Annotated in this window: 16 protein-coding genes, 4 tRNA genes and 1 pseudogene; 5 read left to right on the top strand and 16 right to left on the bottom strand. The window is 59.1% G+C overall.

Features of this window, described 5'->3' with window-relative positions; genetic code table 11:
• Window positions 1–68: 68 nt before the first annotated feature.
• The 7 genes from AC1RDQ_RS19305 to rluD all read right to left on the bottom strand — a co-directional run bounded on the left by AC1RDQ_RS19305 (window position 69) and on the right by rluD (window position 5323).
• Window positions 69–145 (bottom strand) — tRNA-Pro (locus AC1RDQ_RS19305).
• 95 nt (window positions 146–240) lie between these two features.
• A tRNA-Lys gene (locus AC1RDQ_RS19300) sits at window positions 241–316 on the bottom strand.
• Between the two features lie 5 nt (window positions 317–321).
• A tRNA-Pro gene (locus AC1RDQ_RS19295) sits at window positions 322–398 on the bottom strand.
• A 9-nt stretch (window positions 399–407) separates the two neighbouring features.
• Window positions 408–483 (bottom strand) — tRNA-Asn (locus AC1RDQ_RS19290).
• Between the two features lie 300 nt (window positions 484–783).
• A complete protein-coding gene (clpB, locus tag AC1RDQ_RS19285) occupies window positions 784–3348 on the bottom strand; it encodes an ATP-dependent chaperone ClpB (protein WP_349736306.1) in 2565 nt (854 codons plus the stop codon).
• A 296-nt stretch (window positions 3349–3644) separates the two neighbouring features.
• Window positions 3645–4364 carry a peptidoglycan editing factor PgeF gene (pgeF, locus tag AC1RDQ_RS19280; RefSeq protein ID WP_429522101.1) on the bottom strand — a complete coding sequence of 240 codons (720 nt, stop codon included), beginning with the start codon at window positions 4362–4364 and terminating at the stop codon, window positions 3645–3647.
• Window positions 4361–5323, bottom strand: a complete 963-nt coding sequence (gene rluD / locus AC1RDQ_RS19275; RefSeq protein ID WP_008052092.1) for a 23S rRNA pseudouridine(1911/1915/1917) synthase RluD — start codon at window positions 5321–5323, stop codon at window positions 4361–4363. The genes pgeF and rluD overlap by 4 nt, the downstream gene beginning before the upstream one ends.
• Window positions 5324–5474: 151 nt before the next feature.
• Here rluD and AC1RDQ_RS19270 point away from each other — a divergent pair, with 151 nt between their 5' ends.
• The 4 genes and pseudogenes from AC1RDQ_RS19270 to AC1RDQ_RS19255 all read left to right on the top strand — a co-directional run bounded on the left by AC1RDQ_RS19270 (window position 5475) and on the right by AC1RDQ_RS19255 (window position 8534).
• Complete coding sequence (locus AC1RDQ_RS19270; RefSeq protein ID WP_057713251.1) at window positions 5475–6497, top strand: outer membrane protein assembly factor BamD; 1023 nt, start codon at window positions 5475–5477, stop codon at window positions 6495–6497.
• Window positions 6498–6622: 125 nt separating this feature from the next.
• Window positions 6623–6856, top strand: coding sequence for a PP0621 family protein (locus AC1RDQ_RS19265; RefSeq protein WP_057713250.1), 234 nt, complete (start codon window positions 6623–6625; stop codon window positions 6854–6856).
• 26 nt (window positions 6857–6882) lie between these two features.
• Window positions 6883–7200 (top strand): annotated as a pseudogene (locus tag AC1RDQ_RS19260) (hypothetical protein); the annotation flags it as partial.
• The gene (locus AC1RDQ_RS19255; protein WP_429522102.1) at window positions 7197–8534 is read left to right on the top strand and encodes a sigma-54-dependent transcriptional regulator; all 1338 of its coding nucleotides are present in this window, start codon (window positions 7197–7199) and stop codon (window positions 8532–8534) included. The pseudogene AC1RDQ_RS19260 and the gene AC1RDQ_RS19255, both read left to right, overlap by 4 nt.
• Window positions 8535–8662: 128 nt before the next feature.
• On the opposite strand, the gene thiO is transcribed toward AC1RDQ_RS19255, so the two are convergent.
• From thiO to AC1RDQ_RS19220, 7 genes are read right to left on the bottom strand one after another with little or no spacing between them, the layout of a single operon-like run.
• Window positions 8663–9763, bottom strand: a complete 1101-nt coding sequence (gene thiO / locus AC1RDQ_RS19250) for a glycine oxidase ThiO (protein WP_090451471.1) — start codon at window positions 9761–9763, stop codon at window positions 8663–8665.
• Between the two features lie 56 nt (window positions 9764–9819).
• Window positions 9820–10221 (bottom strand): type IV pilin protein, encoded by a 402-nt coding sequence (locus AC1RDQ_RS19245; protein ID WP_429522104.1) that lies wholly within the window; start codon window positions 10219–10221, stop codon window positions 9820–9822.
• 14 nt (window positions 10222–10235) lie between these two features.
• Entirely contained in the window at window positions 10236–10649 is a 414-nt protein-coding gene (locus AC1RDQ_RS19240) for a hypothetical protein (protein WP_492587894.1), read from the bottom strand.
• Window positions 10636–11115 (bottom strand): pilus assembly PilX family protein, encoded by a 480-nt coding sequence (locus AC1RDQ_RS19235; protein ID WP_492587893.1) that lies wholly within the window; start codon window positions 11113–11115, stop codon window positions 10636–10638. Before AC1RDQ_RS19235 ends, AC1RDQ_RS19240 begins: the two co-directional genes overlap by 14 nt.
• 10 nt (window positions 11116–11125) lie before the next feature.
• Window positions 11126–11833, bottom strand: coding sequence for a PilW family protein (locus AC1RDQ_RS19230; RefSeq protein WP_340314587.1), 708 nt, complete (start codon window positions 11831–11833; stop codon window positions 11126–11128).
• Window positions 11830–12279 carry a type IV pilus modification protein PilV gene (gene pilV, locus AC1RDQ_RS19225; protein ID WP_492587892.1) on the bottom strand — a complete coding sequence of 150 codons (450 nt, stop codon included), beginning with the start codon at window positions 12277–12279 and terminating at the stop codon, window positions 11830–11832. The genes AC1RDQ_RS19230 and pilV overlap by 4 nt, the downstream gene beginning before the upstream one ends.
• Window positions 12276–12749 (bottom strand): GspH/FimT family pseudopilin, encoded by a 474-nt coding sequence (locus AC1RDQ_RS19220; RefSeq protein ID WP_492587891.1) that lies wholly within the window; start codon window positions 12747–12749, stop codon window positions 12276–12278. The genes pilV and AC1RDQ_RS19220 overlap by 4 nt, the downstream gene beginning before the upstream one ends.
• Window positions 12750–12879: 130 nt before the next feature.
• On the opposite strand from AC1RDQ_RS19220, the gene AC1RDQ_RS19215 reads away from it, so the two are divergent.
• The gene (locus tag AC1RDQ_RS19215; protein ID WP_492587890.1) at window positions 12880–13419 is read left to right on the top strand and encodes a GspH/FimT family pseudopilin; all 540 of its coding nucleotides are present in this window, start codon (window positions 12880–12882) and stop codon (window positions 13417–13419) included.
• On the opposite strand, the gene ispH is transcribed toward AC1RDQ_RS19215, so the two are convergent.
• Entirely contained in the window at window positions 13388–14335 is a 948-nt protein-coding gene (gene ispH / locus AC1RDQ_RS19210) for a 4-hydroxy-3-methylbut-2-enyl diphosphate reductase (RefSeq protein ID WP_090451485.1), read from the bottom strand. The two genes, AC1RDQ_RS19215 and ispH, sit on opposite strands and share 32 nt — an antisense overlap.
• 168 nt (window positions 14336–14503) lie before the next feature.
• Entirely contained in the window at window positions 14504–14941 is a 438-nt protein-coding gene (fkpB, locus tag AC1RDQ_RS19205; RefSeq protein WP_191622266.1) for an FKBP-type peptidyl-prolyl cis-trans isomerase, read from the bottom strand.
• Between the last annotated feature and the right edge of the window lie 4 nt (window positions 14942–14945).

Raw genomic sequence — 14945 nt, 5'->3', positions numbered from 1 at the left:
TGCGGCGTTCTTCAGTTTCCTGCAGACAAAAAAAATCCCCGTATCTTTCGATACGAGGATTTTTAATATGGTCGGGGTAAGGGGATTCGAACTCCTGACATCCTGCTCCCAAAGCAGGCGCGCTACCGGACTGCGCTATACCCCGGTAAAAAAAAGGCACCTTTGAAAGGCGCCTTCTTCGATCAGCGCTTTTGGCCTCTGATCTTAAGATTCGATTCCAGCGCTAACTGGTTTCAAAAATGGTGGGTCGTGTGGGATTCGAACCTACGACCAATTGGTTAAAAGCCAACTGCTCTACCAACTGAGCTAACGACCCAAAAATGGTCGGGGTAAGGGGATTCGAACTCCTGACATCCTGCTCCCAAAGCAGGCGCGCTACCGGACTGCGCTATACCCCGGTTTGAAATTGGCTCCGTGACCAGGACTCGAACCTGGGACCCAATGATTAACAGTCATTTGCTCTACCGACTGAGCTATCACGGAACTACACATTTCAATTTACAACTTTGAAGCTTTACTGCGTTCTCTTCAACCCGTTCGCATCGCTGCGTTCGTGTGTCTGAGGCGCGCTATTCTACAATCTTCAGCACCTCTGTCAACCCCCTAAATTGCTTTCAAGTTAATGATTTGCAACTTATTTTGGATTCCTGCTTGGGGAGCGGAAACCCTGGCGGGTGACTTACTGCGGGGCGCACTTTACAAGCCTTTTCCTTTGAGTTCAACAGCCTAACGAAAAAAAGGCCTCGCAATGCGAGGCCTTTTCAATTTTGTTGCCGATCTGGATCAGACGAAGACGATTTCGTCGTTTTCCACCACACCGTGAGCGGTATCGCCCGGCATGAATCGACCGGACAGGATCAACTGCGCCAGAGGGTTCTCGATCCAGCGCTGGATAGCGCGCTTGAGCGGCCGTGCGCCATATACCGGGTCGTAACCGACCGCGATCAGCTTGTCCATCGCCTCAGGGCTGAGCTCAAGCTTCAGTTCCCGCTCGGTCAAGCGACTGCGCAGACGGCCCAGCTGGATCTCGGTAATGCCGGCGATCTGATCCCGCGCCAACGGCTCGAAGATCACCACTTCGTCGACCCGGTTGATGAACTCCGGCCGGAAGTGGCTGGAAATCGCATCCATCACCGCCGCGCGCTGCGCCTCACGGTCACCGACCAGTTCCTGGATCTGTACCGACCCCAGGTTGGAGGTCATGACAATCACGGTATTCTTGAAGTCCACCGTGCGGCCATGGCTGTCGGTCAGACGACCATCCTCGAGCACTTGCAGCAAGATGTTGAACACATCCGGGTGCGCCTTCTCGACTTCGTCCATGAGGATCACCGAATACGGCTTGCGACGAACGGCCTCGGTCAGGTAACCGCCCTCTTCGTAGCCCACATAGCCTGGTGGCGCACCGATCAAGCGAGCCACGGAATGTTTCTCCATGAACTCGGACATGTCGATCCGCACCATCGCCTCTTCAGTATCAAAGAGGAATTCGGCCAAGGCCTTGCACAGCTCGGTTTTACCGACACCGGTCGGGCCGAGGAACATGAACGAGCCGCTTGGCCGGTTCGGGTCGGACAACCCGGCGCGGGAACGCCGCACCGCATTGGAAACCGCAACGACCGCTTCGTCCTGGCCGATCACACGCTGGTGCAACAGGCTTTCCATCTTCATCAGTTTTTCGCGCTCGCCTTCGAGCATTTTCGACACTGGAATACCGGTCCACTTCGAAACGACTTCGGCGATCTCTTCCTCAGTCACCTTGCTGCGCAGCAGCTGGTTTTCGGGTTTGCCATGCTGGTCGACCATTTGCAGGCTGCGTTCCAGGTCCGGGATCACGCCGTACTGCAACTCCGCCATGCGGTTCAGGTCGCCTTTGCGGCGGGCCGTTTCCAGCTCCTGACGGGACTGCTCGATTTTCTGCTGGATCTGCGCAGAACCCTGCACTTCGGCTTTTTCCGAGTTCCAGATTTCTTCGAGATCCGAGTACTCACGCTCATGCCTAGCGATTTCTTCCTGCAATTTTTCCAGACGCTTCTTCGCCGCGTCGTCGCTTTCTTTCTTCAGCGCCTGGGATTCCACCTTCAACTGAATCAGGCGACGCTCCAGACGGTCCAGCACTTCCGGCTTGGAGTCGATCTCCATGCGGATGCGGCTGGCGGCTTCATCGATCAGGTCGATGGCCTTGTCCGGCAACTGCCGGTCAGTGATGTAGCGATGGCTGAGCTTGGCCGCGGCAATGATCGCACCGTCGGTAATCGCCACCTTGTGGTGAACCTCATAACGCTCCTTGAGGCCACGCAGGATGGCGATGGTGTCTTCTTCGCTCGGCTCGTCCACCAGCACTTTCTGGAAACGTCGCTCGAGAGCGGCGTCCTTCTCAATGTATTGGCGGTACTCGTTGAGCGTGGTGGCGCCCACACAGTGCAGCTCACCGCGGGCCAGGGCCGGCTTGAGCATGTTGCCCGCATCCATCGAGCCTTCGCCCTTGCCGGCGCCGACCATGGTGTGCAGCTCGTCGATGAACAGAATGATCTGCCCTTCCTGCTTCGACAGCTCATTGAGCAGGGATTTCAGTCGTTCTTCGAACTCACCGCGATACTTGGCACCGGCGATCAGCGCCCCCATGTCCAGGGACAACAGGCGCTTGCCCTTGAGGCCATCCGGCACTTCGCCATTGATGATGCGCTGGGCCAGGCCTTCGGCGATGGCGGTTTTACCCACGCCAGGCTCACCGATCAGCACCGGGTTGTTCTTGGTACGACGTTGCAGCACCTGGATGGTCCGGCGAATTTCATCGTCACGGCCGATCACCGGATCGAGCTTGCCGTCTTCGGCGCGCTTGGTCAGGTCGACGGTGTATTTATCCAGGGCCTGACGGGACTCTTCGTGGTTGGCGTCGTTTACCGCTTCGCCGCCACGCAGGTTGTTGATCGCATTTTCCAGGGCTTTCTTGCTCACGCCTTGGCCGAGCAATAGCTTGCCGAGCTTGCTGTTCTCGTCCATGGCGGCGAGCAACACCAGCTCGCTGGAGATGAACTGGTCGCCCTTCTGCTGGGCCAGACGGTCGGCCTGGTTGAGCAGGCGCGCCAGATCCTGCGACATGTTCACGTCGCCGGTCGGGTTCTGGATTTTCGGTAGCTGGTCGAGCTCTTTGGTCAGCTCTTTACGCAGGCTGTTGACGTCGAAGCCCACCTGCATCAACAGGGGCTTGATCGAACCGCCCTGCTGTTCGAGCAAGGCTTGCATCAAGTGCGCCGGCTCGATGGCCGGATGATCGAGGCCGACTGCCAGGGATTGGGCATCGGACAACGCTAACTGCAATTTGCTGGTTAAACGGTCTATACGCATGGGTCACCTTCCTTTTGAGCAGGCCGGACCTATAAAACATCCTGAATGAAGAAACCTGCCAGATACCACAATAGATGTGGTCGATTCTGGGAGTTTCAAGCGTCGGGACGTTGATGCAGGTCAGGCAAGTCTAGCGGTCGCGCCCTGCCTTACGAATACTGTTCCTCTTTGGCGAGTGGCTGCTGTCGTCAGGCAAGGCGCCGCGACGAGTCATAGCCCGCTATGGCGAGGAGCGGCAACGCAGCATGACGGCAACAGACGCCGCCAAAGAGGAACAGTATTCGTGAGACAGGGCGCTACAGCCAGATCAGGGAGGCGAATCGGCCAGTGCGGGGCGCACGGCGGTAAGAAAAGAAGCGAGGATCGGTCACGGTGCAGAAACCGCCACCATAGACAGCCGTTACACCGCGAGCCGCCAGACGCAAACGCGCCAGCATATAGATGTCAGCCATGAACTTGCCGGGGTTTTGACTTGGCACGAAGGCTTCTGCGGCTTGAGGCAGTTGCTGCACGAAGGTTTCGCGCACTTCGGAGCCAACTTCAAACGCTTGTGGACCAATGGCCGGACCGAGCCACACCAATACCTCGGCAGGCGGTACCGCCAGACTGTCGAGCGTAGCTTCCAGCACACCCGCCGCCAACCCGCGCCAACCGGCATGAGCTGCCGCGACGCGAGTACCGGCACGGTCGCAAAACAGCGCAGGCAGGCAATCGGCGGTCATCGCCGCGCAGGCGACGCCCGGCGTTGATGTCCAACTGGCATCGGCAGTGTCCACCCGGCCTGGATTGGCATGGGCCACGACAATCCCGTGGACCTGCTGCAGCCAGGCCGGTTGAATGGAGAAATGATCGGTCAGACGACGGCGATTCTCGGCAACAGCTTCAGGGCTGTCGTCGACGTGATCGCCGAGATTGAGGCTGTCGAACGGCGCCAGACTGACGCCGCCCGCTCGGGTGGTCACACAGGCTTTGACCCCGGCCGGCGCGGGCCAGTCAGGAATCAGCCAGTCACTCATCCGATGAACGCCTCACGGTCTTGCTTGAGCAGGGTCAGCAACCAGACGAAATCTTCCGGCAATGGCGATTCCCAGCTCATGCGCTGACCGGTGGTCGGATGATCCAGTTCCAGGAAACGCGCATGCAGCGCCTGACGCGGAAAGTTTTTCAGCGACTCGACCATGGTTGGGTTGGCGGCCGGCGGAATACGGAAACGACCGCCATAGGCAGGATCTCCGACCAACGGATAGTTGATGTGCGCCATGTGCACGCGAATCTGGTGCGTACGACCGGTTTCCAGCTTCACTCGCACATGGGTGTGGGAGCGGAAGCGTTCGAGCACGCGGTAATGGCTGACGGCTTGCTTGCCACCCTCCATCACGGCCATGCGCTGGCGTTGCTGGCCGTGACGACCGATCGGCGCGTTGATCTTGCCACCGGCTGTCACCACACCGATCACGATGCACTCGTAGATCCGGCTGACGCTGCGGCTCTGCAACTGTGTAACCAGCTGCGTCTGCGCTTGAATGGTCTTGGCCACCACCATCAGACCGGTGGTGTCCTTGTCCAGGCGATGCACGATACCGGCGCGGGGCACATTGATGATGTCCGGCACGTGGTGCAGCAAGGCGTTGAGCAAGGTGCCGTCGGCATGACCGGCAGCCGGGTGCACCACCAGGCCCGCAGGCTTGTTGATCACCAGGATGTCGTCGTCTTCATAGACGATATCCAGGGCTATGTCTTGAGCGACCCATTCGCCCTGAGCTTCCTGCTCGGCAGTCAGCTCAAGGATGGCGCCGCCGTGGACGATGTCTCGCGGGCGGATAACCGCCCCATCCACAGTCAGGCGGCCGTCTTTGATCCAGGCGGAAAGGCGCGAGCGCGAGTGCTCAGCGAATAATTGTGCGGCGACTTGATCGAGGCGTTGGCCGCCCAATTCGGACGGCACCTCTGCGCGAAGTTCAATTTTATCGGACATGCTCAGACTAGGCGTCGGCACAGCCTTTGGTTTCGGCTGCGCGCTTGTGGTTAAATACGGCGTCTTTTGCCCCGAGGCTATTCAACGGGGCGCTCATCATAACAGGACGGCCACGCCCAAGACAGCGGCCGTCATAGGGACGCAAGCCGCCATGCAAGTGAAACACCTGCTGCTGATCGCCATCCTCGCATTGACCGCTGCTTGCTCATCGAAGGAAGTCGTAGACGAAAACCTCAGTGAAGTCGAGCTGTACCAACAGGCTCAAAATGACCTGGACAACAGTAGCTACACCAGTGCCATCGCCAAGCTGAAGGCTCTGGAATCGCGTTATCCGTTCGGTCGCTATGCCGATCAGGCGCAACTCGAACTCATCTACGCCAACTACAAGAACACCGAGCCAGAAGCGGCCAAGTCCGCTGCGGAACGCTTCATTCGTCTGCACCCACAGCATCCGAACGTCGATTATGCCTACTACCTCAAAGGCCTGACTTCTTTCGACCAGGACGTCGGCCTGCTGGCGCGTTTCCTGCCGCTGGACATGACCAAGCGTGACCCGGGCGCCGCCCGCGACTCCTATAACGAGTTCGCCCAGCTGACCAGCCGCTTCCCGAACAGCCGTTACGCACCGGATGCCAAGCAGCGCATGATCTATCTGCGCAACCTGCTGGCGGCCTACGAAATTCACGTGGCCGACTACTACCTGACCCGTCAGGCCTATGTCGCCGCCGCGAACCGCGGTCGTTACGTGGTGGAAAACTTCCAGGAAACCCCTTCGGTCGGCGACGGCCTGGCGGTGATGACCGAGGCCTACCAGCGCCTGCACCTGGACGAACTGGCTGCCACCAGCCTGGAAACCCTGAAGCTCAACTACCCGAACCACCCGACGCTGGTGGACGGCCAGTTCGTACCGACCGTCGCCGAAGCGGACAACCGTTCGTGGCTGAGCAAGGCGACCCTGGGCCTGATCGAGTCCCGTCCGCCGCTGCCACCAGGCGAAACCCGCGCCAACCAGGACGTACAGAGGCAGTTCCAGGATGCCAAGGACGCCATCCCGAGCGAGCTCAAGCCTAAAGACGACAATGGCGACGCGATCGAAGAAGAAAATCACGAAGCGGAAGGCAACAACAGTGACCGCTCGTGGTTCAGCTACATGACCTTCGGCGTGTTCGACTGACACCCCGAGTTGTGCAAAAAGGGAGACTTTCGAGTCTCCCTTTTTTATTTCGGCGCTTTATTACACTGTGCGCCTGTCAGGTCCTTGGCTAAACTGCCGCTTCATCAATCAAAAAGCAGCTCACCATGCTTCGTTTATTGTTCTGGATTGCCCTGATTGCCGCTGCAGTGTGGTTCTGGCGCAAGTTCAAGGGTCAGGCTTCCACCCCCAGGCCCCCTGCCGAGCGGGACGCGGCGCCCATGGTCCGTTGCGCCCATTGTGGCGTTCACCTGCCCCGTGACCGCGCGCTGAGCCTCGACCAACGATGGTATTGCAGCCAGGCTCACCTCGAGCAAGACAAGGATTCCAGCGGCCGCTGACACGTCACCTAGCGGCCGATTAAGGACTATCGCGCGCACCCAAGGAACTGAAAGGCGCAGATCGACGTCTGACACAGATTATTCAAGACCTCTCTCTGCGAATGAACCGGGTAATCGAAAACGTCCTGCACCTGCAGCGCCGCGAGCAAATGTCGCCGCTACGGCTCGAGCTGAAATCACTGGAAATACTCGAAAATGAAGCCCCAGCCCGCCATATCAAAGGCCTGGGGCTTTATCTGTCCGGCCAGCCGGGCGAAAGCATTCTGTCCCGCCTAGACTTCAAGGCACGCCAGGAAAGCGGCTGCTTTTGCATGACCTTTGCTCTCGGACGGAACCCACGTTGAACACCAGACCACGACAAAAAGTCTTGATTGTCGATGACGAACCGGACATTCGCGAACTCCTGGAAATCACCCTGGGAAGGATGAAGCTGGAGACGTTCAACGCCCGCAACGTCGGCGAAGCGCAGTCCTTGCTGAAACGCGAAACCTTCGATCTATGCCTGACCGACATGCAGTTGCCGGACGGTACCGGCCTGGAGCTGGTGCAGCACATCCAGCAACGCCACCCCCGGGTCCAGGTGGCGATGATCACCGCCTATGACAGTCTCGAAAACGCGATCAGTGTGCTCAAGGCCGGGGCATTCGACTTCCTGACCAAACCGGTGGACCTTACGCGTCTGCGTGAGCTGGTCACCAGCGCCCTGCTGGTTCCTGCCCGCGGGGTCGGCATCGATCGTCGCTTGCTGGGCGACTCATTGCCCATGCGCAACCTGCGCGAACACATCACCAAACTGGCTGGCAGCCATGCGACGGTATACATCAGCGGAGAGTCCGGCAGCGGCAAGGAGTTGGTCGCGCGCCTGATCCACGATCAAAGCCCTCGCGCCAATCAGCCGTTCATTGCGATCAACTGCGCGGCGATTCCCTCGGAACTGTTGGAGAGCGAGTTTTTCGGCCATCGCAAAGGCAGTTTCAGCGGCGCCATCGAAGACAAGCCCGGCCTGTTCCAGACAGCTCACGGCGGCACCCTGCTGCTCGACGAAGTCGCCGACCTGCCGCTGTCCATGCAAGTCAAATTGCTGCGCGCGATTCAGGAGAAATCCGTACGCTGCGTTGGCGGGCAGCAGGAAGTGGCGGTGGATGTGCGCATTCTCTGCGCCACGCACAAGGACCTTGGTACCGAAGTCGCCGCCGGACGATTTCGTCATGATCTTTACTACCGTTTGAACGTGATCGAACTCCGGGTGCCGCCCTTGCGCGAGCGCCGTGATGACATCGAAATGCTAGCCAGCCACATTCTCAAGCGTCTGGCCGCCGATACCGGTCAACCTGCGGCGAGACTCCACCCCCTAGCCCTCGATGCGCTGAAGAGCTATCGCTTCCCGGGCAATGTGCGGGAACTGGAAAACATGCTCGAACGGGCGCACACCTTGTGTGAGAACAAACAGATCGAAGCCGGCGACCTGCGCCTGGCTGAAGGCAACTGTGGGGCTGAGGGTGGCGTGCCGGACCTGACCCGGATCGACAATCTGGAAGCCTACCTGGAAAACATCGAACGCCAACTACTGCTCCAGGCCCTGGAGGAAACCCGCTGGAACCGCACGGCGGCGGCTCAGCGGTTGAACCTGTCATTCAGGTCGATGCGCTATAGGCTCAAGAAGTTTGGATTGGATTGAGGCCCTTATCGCGAGCAAGCCGCTCCCACAGGGTCATTGGTGAACACAACAACTGCGAACACCTCAGAACCATTGCAGGAGCGAACTTGCTCGCGATAGCGACCGGGTAAACGACAGCGATCCAGCAGTCAGAGCCGCCCGGCAGGCGCATAAGGCGCCGGATCGATAATCGGCGCACGGCCCAGCATTACATCGGCAAACAACTGGCATGACGCTGGCGCCAGCACCAGCCCGTTTCGGTAATGCCCACAGTTGAGCCAGAGCCCATCAAAACCCGGCACCGGGCCGATGTAGGGAATGCCCTCGGGTGATCCCGGGCGCAATCCGGCCCAATGCCCCACCACTTCGGCATCGGCCAGCGCCGGGATCAATTCCACCGCGGACGCCTTCAGGCTTTCCAGTGCCGACCCGGTCGGCGTCTTGTCAAAGCCTTCATGCTCCAGCGTACTGCCGATCAATATGTGCCCGTCGCGCCGGGGAATCGCATAACGGCCCTTGGCCAGGACCATGCTCGGCAGGAAGTCCGCCGCACACTTGTAGAGAATCATCTGCCCTTTCACCGGTTCGACCGGCAGCGTCAGATCAAGAAGCTTGAGCAAATCACCGCTCCAGGCCCCCGCCGTCAGGACGACTTGATCGCCCGGAACAGTACCTGTGGAGGTCTGCACGCCGACCACTTTATTGCCCTCACGAACAAACCCGCTGACTTCGCACTGCTCATGGATCGTCACGTTCGGCAGCGCCAGCAACGCAGCCTTGAGTGACTTCACCAGACGCGGATTACGCACGTTGGCGACGTCGGCCATGTAGATCGCCCGGGAAAAACCGCTGCCCAGCACCGGCACGGCGTCGTGTGCTGCCGAAATATCCACCGCGCTAAGCGGGCGATTTTCCCGGACAGCCCAAGCCAGCGCTTCAGCCTCGTCATCCAGATCCAGCCAGTACAAACCGGTGGTGTGCACTTCAGGATCAACGCCAGTGGCGGCAAACAAGCGCTCGCCCAGCTGTGGATAAAAGTCCTGGGACCAGTGAGCCAACGCGGTGACCGCCGGGCTGTATCGCCACGGGTAAAGCGGCGAAACGATGCCGCCGCCGGCCCAGGACGATTCCTGGCCGACGCTCGAGCGATCCAGCAGCACAACACTTTGCACTTCGGAGGCGAGATTGAAGGCCGTCAGCAAACCAATCACCCCACCGCCGACAATCACCACTTGCTGTTGCCTGGTCATGTTCTGATCCAATCGTTAAATAGACAGAGGGTACAAAAGGCACCCGAAATAGAAACTCAGCGTCCCCAGCAGTCTTTGCTGGTCAGGCCGGATTTCGCGTTGACCATACCGAGCACACCGGTGTTGGTGATGGTCAGATCACCGCACTTGTCAGAGGCCATGCTCGAGTCAGCCTTGCGCACCGCCGTCAGCAGAAAGGTCTGGTCGGTCAGGGTCGGTGTGATGCTGTAGTAATCATTGCCGGTACTGAGGCCCGTCGCATCGGTGTAGGCATTTTTCTGCGAGTAGAAGCGCTCCAGGAGCTGCGCCTGCTCCGAGAGCAGACCGGCTACTTCTGCGCGACGGCCCTTGTTCAGGTATTCGGTGAAACTCGGGGCAGCAATGGTCATGACAATACCGATGATCGCAATCACGATCATGATTTCGATCAGGGTAAAACCGCGGTTGGAACTACGCATGCCTCAATTCTCACTCACTGTATTTGTCGCCACATGATGCGACGGCTGCCGCCGGATTTTTCCATCCCCGCAGTACCGTCGCCAGTGGAATCGTTCACGGCCCCGCCATTGTCGCTGGCGTCCTGGGTCGAATGCTCCCCGATAAAGATCACGCCATCGGATAGCGTGTCGCTGTTGTCGACCACTCCATCGGCGTTGCTGTCGAGCATCTTAACGCTGATCGCATCGGGCAGCTTCAGGCAGACGGCCTTCAACCCCTGATTGCCATGGTAAAAACCGTACCAATTGCCATTGGCCAGACAGGTAGGCCGGTTCAGCGCTGGCGAATCCGCTGATGTGGCAGCGTGCGCCGACACCGACAGGTTAAGCGCGACGATGGCACCAATCAGGTGTGGCCATAACCTGACAGCTCGCTCAGTACTTCGCATAGATGCTCTCCACCACACTGCGCGAATGCCCCGCGATGCCGACCGCCGTTACCCGATACAACATCGCCCGGGTATTGATTGGCACATTCACCGCACCTTGGCTGTCACCAATATTTTGCACACCATAAAAGCCGTTGCCCGATGTAATCCAGGTCACTCCGGAAGAAGCGTTGAAACCGGCAGCGGTAATAGTCGAAGACTCGGACGGTGGCGCACATTGAACGGTGCCGCTACAAACAGGTAGCGCATAACTGTCTCGTTGCACTGTACTCTCGCCCACCCGCAATGCGGCTTCGGCACGCTGAAACGACTGGTTGCGCAAGGCGACACTACCGGCCATTTTTTCCTGCAGGGTGGCGCTTTGCATCGATGAAAGGCCAATCAACGTCAGCAAGAGCAAGAACACCAGGCTGACCAATAGGGCCATGCCGCGCTGGGTGTAACACGTCATGGGAGACCGATTCATTGGCACCCTCTCATGGCAAGCGGTTGCGCAGAGCGGCAACCACGTTGAAGGTTTGATCGCTCACGCGGTGATTCGGATCGGTGAGGGTCAGGCTCAGGCGAACGCTACGAATCAGCGCGGGGTTCGGCGGGTTGCTGCTGTAGCGCGAAGCAGCCAGATCAGTGGCCGTGCTGGCCAGGCCGAAGCTCACGTCGAAAGCGCCGACGTTATCCACCAATACCTGGCCTGCTGCATCCCCGCCCTTCATGAGCAGTTGGTTGTTGTTGAAGCTGTAAATCAGCCGCCGGATCGGAAATGCCAGTTGCCCTGCCACTGGTGTCCGACCTTCACTGTAGGCCGTCGAATTGGTTCTACAATCGGAAAGCACGGTCCAGTCCGGCTTGTCGCCATTGCTGCCGACATCCGCCGTAACCAGCGTCAAACTGCGACTGCCATTGTCCCAACGGATCGGCGTTATACGATTGGCATGGAAATCACCTTTCTTGCTGGAATCAGTGATCCTTTCCAGGCAACCGAACATGCCGACCATGCGAATCTCCTGAATCATTTTGCTCAAAACGAAACGTGCGTCCTCCTGCATGTTCGCGGCCGCATTCTGGCTGAGATAGGTGTTCTTGGCCGCGATGAAAACCTGCACCACGCCCAGCACCACGATCAGGCTCAACGCCATGGCGATCAGCAACTCGACCAGGCTAAAACCCTTGCTGCGGCGCCTCACGGGATCACCATCGGATCAATGGCCGCGCGGCTGCTCAGGATGAAGCTGCGTCGCGAATCGGCAGTATTCGCGGCCCGTGAGTCGTCCCAGGTAATAGTGATGGTGTACACCTGCCGGTTGACGGTCACACTGCCCGTCGCGGAGGCTCCGAGTGAACTGACGATGTTGGCGTTGAAATCAAACAGGTCCTGATCCCGGGTAACGTCCGGATTGCCCGAGGCCGGCGGCGCAATGGTGTAATCCGCTGCGGCGTTGGCGCGAATGCGGTCCATCAGGTCGTAGGCGATAAAACTGGCCTGACTGGTCATGCGCGCACTGTCCGTGTACTTCAGCGCATTGAGCTGAACCGCCGCCGCCCCCAGCAGGCCCACTCCCAGAATGACTAACGCCACCAGGACTTCGACCAGCGTCATGCCCTCCTGCGCGCCTTGCCTCCGTGCCCTCATCCGCAATTTCCACCCAATAGAATTCGTCCGTTCAAACACACCGTCAGCGTCCTGCTTTGTGCTCCCCGCCCATAGCTGATCACCACCTCTGAGGACGGTGATGACAATCCGCCCATGCTGTTGAAATCGATGGCAGTGACGTCAGAGGTTAGTGCCAGAGTTGCACCGCCGCTCATCGCCGGAACAACCCGCAATACATTGGCCAAAGCGCCAGTACCGTCGTAAACCGTCAGTTCCCCACTCCAGGCAACCCCACCGGCCGTCGGTCGCACCCGTGTGGCATTGCCCCGATCGATGGCTTCGAGCCGGGCAAAATTCAGGGCTCGTCGCAGGTCAGCGATTTCAGTATCCGCCCTCGTTGTTTGCATCGAGCGGGTAAACGCCGGGACAGCCAGAGTCAATAGAATCAGAAGGATCGCGATCGCGACCAGCAACTCGATCAGCGTGAAACCTTTTGTAGGATGATCCATCGGGGCCTTCTGCTTCCTTCGGCTATACCTGCTCTTGCGCAGCACAACATTCGAGCGATGCGGTGCGTTTGCGTTGCCATTTCTCGTGCAGGGATTGCGCGGGCCACAGCACACCACGGAGGGAGATGTCATGCGGCAACTAGGCTTCAGCCTGATCGAACTGCTCATGGGACTGGCAATTACAGGAATTGTTCTGCATTTGGTCAGCCCGGCGTTCGCAACGCTGATCGAGTCGAACCAAAGACAGCAAGCGGCGCAGGCCCTTTTCAGCAGTATTCGCACCGCCCGGAGCGAAGCCATCGTCCGCAACCAGGCCGTGGTGATTCACGGCATCAATGGCGACTGGAGCCAAGGCTGGCGGATGATTCTGGATATCAGCGGCAAGGGGGAGATGGACAGCGACAATCCACTGCTGGCCGAACGCCAGAGCGGCGCACGCGTGTCGATTGTGGGGAACGATCGGGTCGAAAGCTCCATACGATTCAGAGGTCAGGGCGAGTCATTGTTTGGAGGGACGTTATACATTTGCGCCGTTCGCGAACCGGTAAGCCAACATCAAGTGGTGTTGGCACGGACCGGTCGCGTCAGCCTGCGCAACGACAAGGTTGGGCAGCCGTTATGCGAAAAAAGGAATCAATTCAGAGCAACGAACGAACGCGCAGTTCTTTAGGCATAGAGAACGTGATGTTCTCCTCGCGACCTGCCAATTCATCGGCACCGGTGGCACCCCAGGCCTGCAACTGCTGGATCACGCCGCGCACCAGGACTTCCGGGGCGGATGCGCCAGCGGTGATGCCGATACGCTCGACGCCGTCGAACCAGCTCTTTTGCAGGTCTTCGGCACCGTCGATCAGGTAGGCCGGAGTGGACATGCGCTCTGCCAATTCGCGCAAGCGATTGGAGTTCGAGCTGTTCGGACTGCCAACCACCAGCACCACATCACACTCGTCGGCCAGTTGCTTGACCGCGTCCTGACGGTTTTGCGTGGCGTAGCAAATGTCGTCCTTGCGCGGTCCACCGATGGCCGGGAAGCGCGCACGCAGAGCGTCGATAACGCGACTGGTATCGTCCATCGACAATGTGGTCTGGGTCACGAAGGCGAGCGCTTCAGGATTTTTCACCTGCAAAGCCGCGACATCCTTCTCGTCTTCGACCAGGTAGATCGCGCCGCCATTGCCAGCATCGTACTGGCCCATGGTGCCTTCGACTTCCGGGTGACCGGCGTGGCCGATGAGAATGCACTCTCGGCCGTCACGGCTGTAACGCGCCACTTCGATGTGGACTTTGGTCACCAGCGGGCACGTGGCGTCGAACACTTTCAACCCACGGCCAGCCGCTTCGCTGCGCACGGCCTGGGAAACGCCGTGGGCACTGAAGATCACGATGACGTCGTCCGGTACCTGGTCCAACTCTTCGACGAAGATCGCACCACGGGAGCGCAGGTCTTCGACGACAAATTTGTTGTGGACCACTTCGTGGCGTACATAGATCGGCGGCCCGAAGACTTCCAGGGCGCGGTTGACGATTTCGATCGCCCGGTCCACACCGGCGCAGAAGCCACGGGGGTTGGCGAGTTTGATTTGCATGCTGTGCCTCGTGTCTTGCGCGCGAAAACAATGAAAAACAAACTGTGGGAGCGAGCTTGCTCGCGATGGCGGAGTGTCAGTCAATATCAAAATTGAATGTCAGGCACTCATCGCGAGCAAGCTCGCTCCCACAGGGTCCGGTGGCAACAGAAGCTGCCCCGTACTGCCTTACAGCGCTTTGACGGAGATGATCTCTACGTCAAAGGTCAACGTCTTGCCCGCCAGCGGGTGGTTGAAGTCGATGGTCACTTGCGCGTCATCGAACTCTTTGACCACGCCCGGCAATTCAGTATTGGCCGCATCGTTGAAGATCACCAGCAAACCTGGCGACAGCTCCATGTCCTGGAACTGTGAACGCGGGATGATCTGCAGGTTTTGCGGGTTGGGCTGGCCAAAAGCGTTTTCCGGCTCGATGCTCAGCGTGCGCTTGTCACCGGCCTTGAAACCGAACAGCGCCGCTTCGAAACCTGGCAACAGGTTGCCGTCACCGACCTTGAAGGTCGCCGGGGCTTTATCGAAGGTGCTGTCCACCGTGTCGCCGTTCTCCAGGCGCAATGCGAAATGCAAGGTGACTTCCGTGTTCTGGCCGATGCGTTGCTCAGCCAATACC

The sequence above is a fragment of the Pseudomonas sp. GW823-FHT02E01 genome, from assembly GCF_058797535.1.
This window is presented reverse-complemented; position numbering and strand designations above follow the sequence as displayed.

Bases quoted from the DNA above. Each gene is read 5' to 3' on its own strand.
- rluD (WP_008052092.1), bottom strand. From the start codon at position 5,323: ATGTCCGATAAAATTGAACTTCGCGCAGAGGTGCCGTCCGAATTGGGC.
- thiO (WP_090451471.1), bottom strand. From the start codon at position 9,763: ATGACCAGGCAACAGCAAGTGGTGATTGTCGGCGGTGGGGTGATTGGT.
- AC1RDQ_RS19265 (WP_057713250.1), top strand. From the start codon at position 6,623: ATGCTTCGTTTATTGTTCTGGATTGCCCTGATTGCCGCTGCAGTGTGG.
- clpB (WP_349736306.1), bottom strand. From the start codon at position 3,348: ATGCGTATAGACCGTTTAACCAGCAAATTGCAGTTAGCGTTGTCCGAT.
- AC1RDQ_RS19245 (WP_429522104.1), bottom strand. From the start codon at position 10,221: ATGCGTAGTTCCAACCGCGGTTTTACCCTGATCGAAATCATGATCGTG.
- ispH (WP_090451485.1), bottom strand. From the start codon at position 14,335: ATGCAAATCAAACTCGCCAACCCCCGTGGCTTCTGCGCCGGTGTGGAC.
- AC1RDQ_RS19215 (WP_492587890.1), top strand. From the start codon at position 12,880: ATGCGGCAACTAGGCTTCAGCCTGATCGAACTGCTCATGGGACTGGCA.
- AC1RDQ_RS19270 (WP_057713251.1), top strand. From the start codon at position 5,475: ATGCAAGTGAAACACCTGCTGCTGATCGCCATCCTCGCATTGACCGCT.
- pilV (WP_492587892.1), bottom strand. From the start codon at position 12,279: ATGAGGGCACGGAGGCAAGGCGCGCAGGAGGGCATGACGCTGGTCGAA.
- pgeF (WP_429522101.1), bottom strand. From the start codon at position 4,364: ATGAGTGACTGGCTGATTCCTGACTGGCCCGCGCCGGCCGGGGTCAAA.
- AC1RDQ_RS19240 (WP_492587894.1), bottom strand. From the start codon at position 10,649: ATGCGAAGTACTGAGCGAGCTGTCAGGTTATGGCCACACCTGATTGGT.
- AC1RDQ_RS19220 (WP_492587891.1), bottom strand. From the start codon at position 12,749: ATGGATCATCCTACAAAAGGTTTCACGCTGATCGAGTTGCTGGTCGCG.
- AC1RDQ_RS19235 (WP_492587893.1), bottom strand. From the start codon at position 11,115: ATGAATCGGTCTCCCATGACGTGTTACACCCAGCGCGGCATGGCCCTA.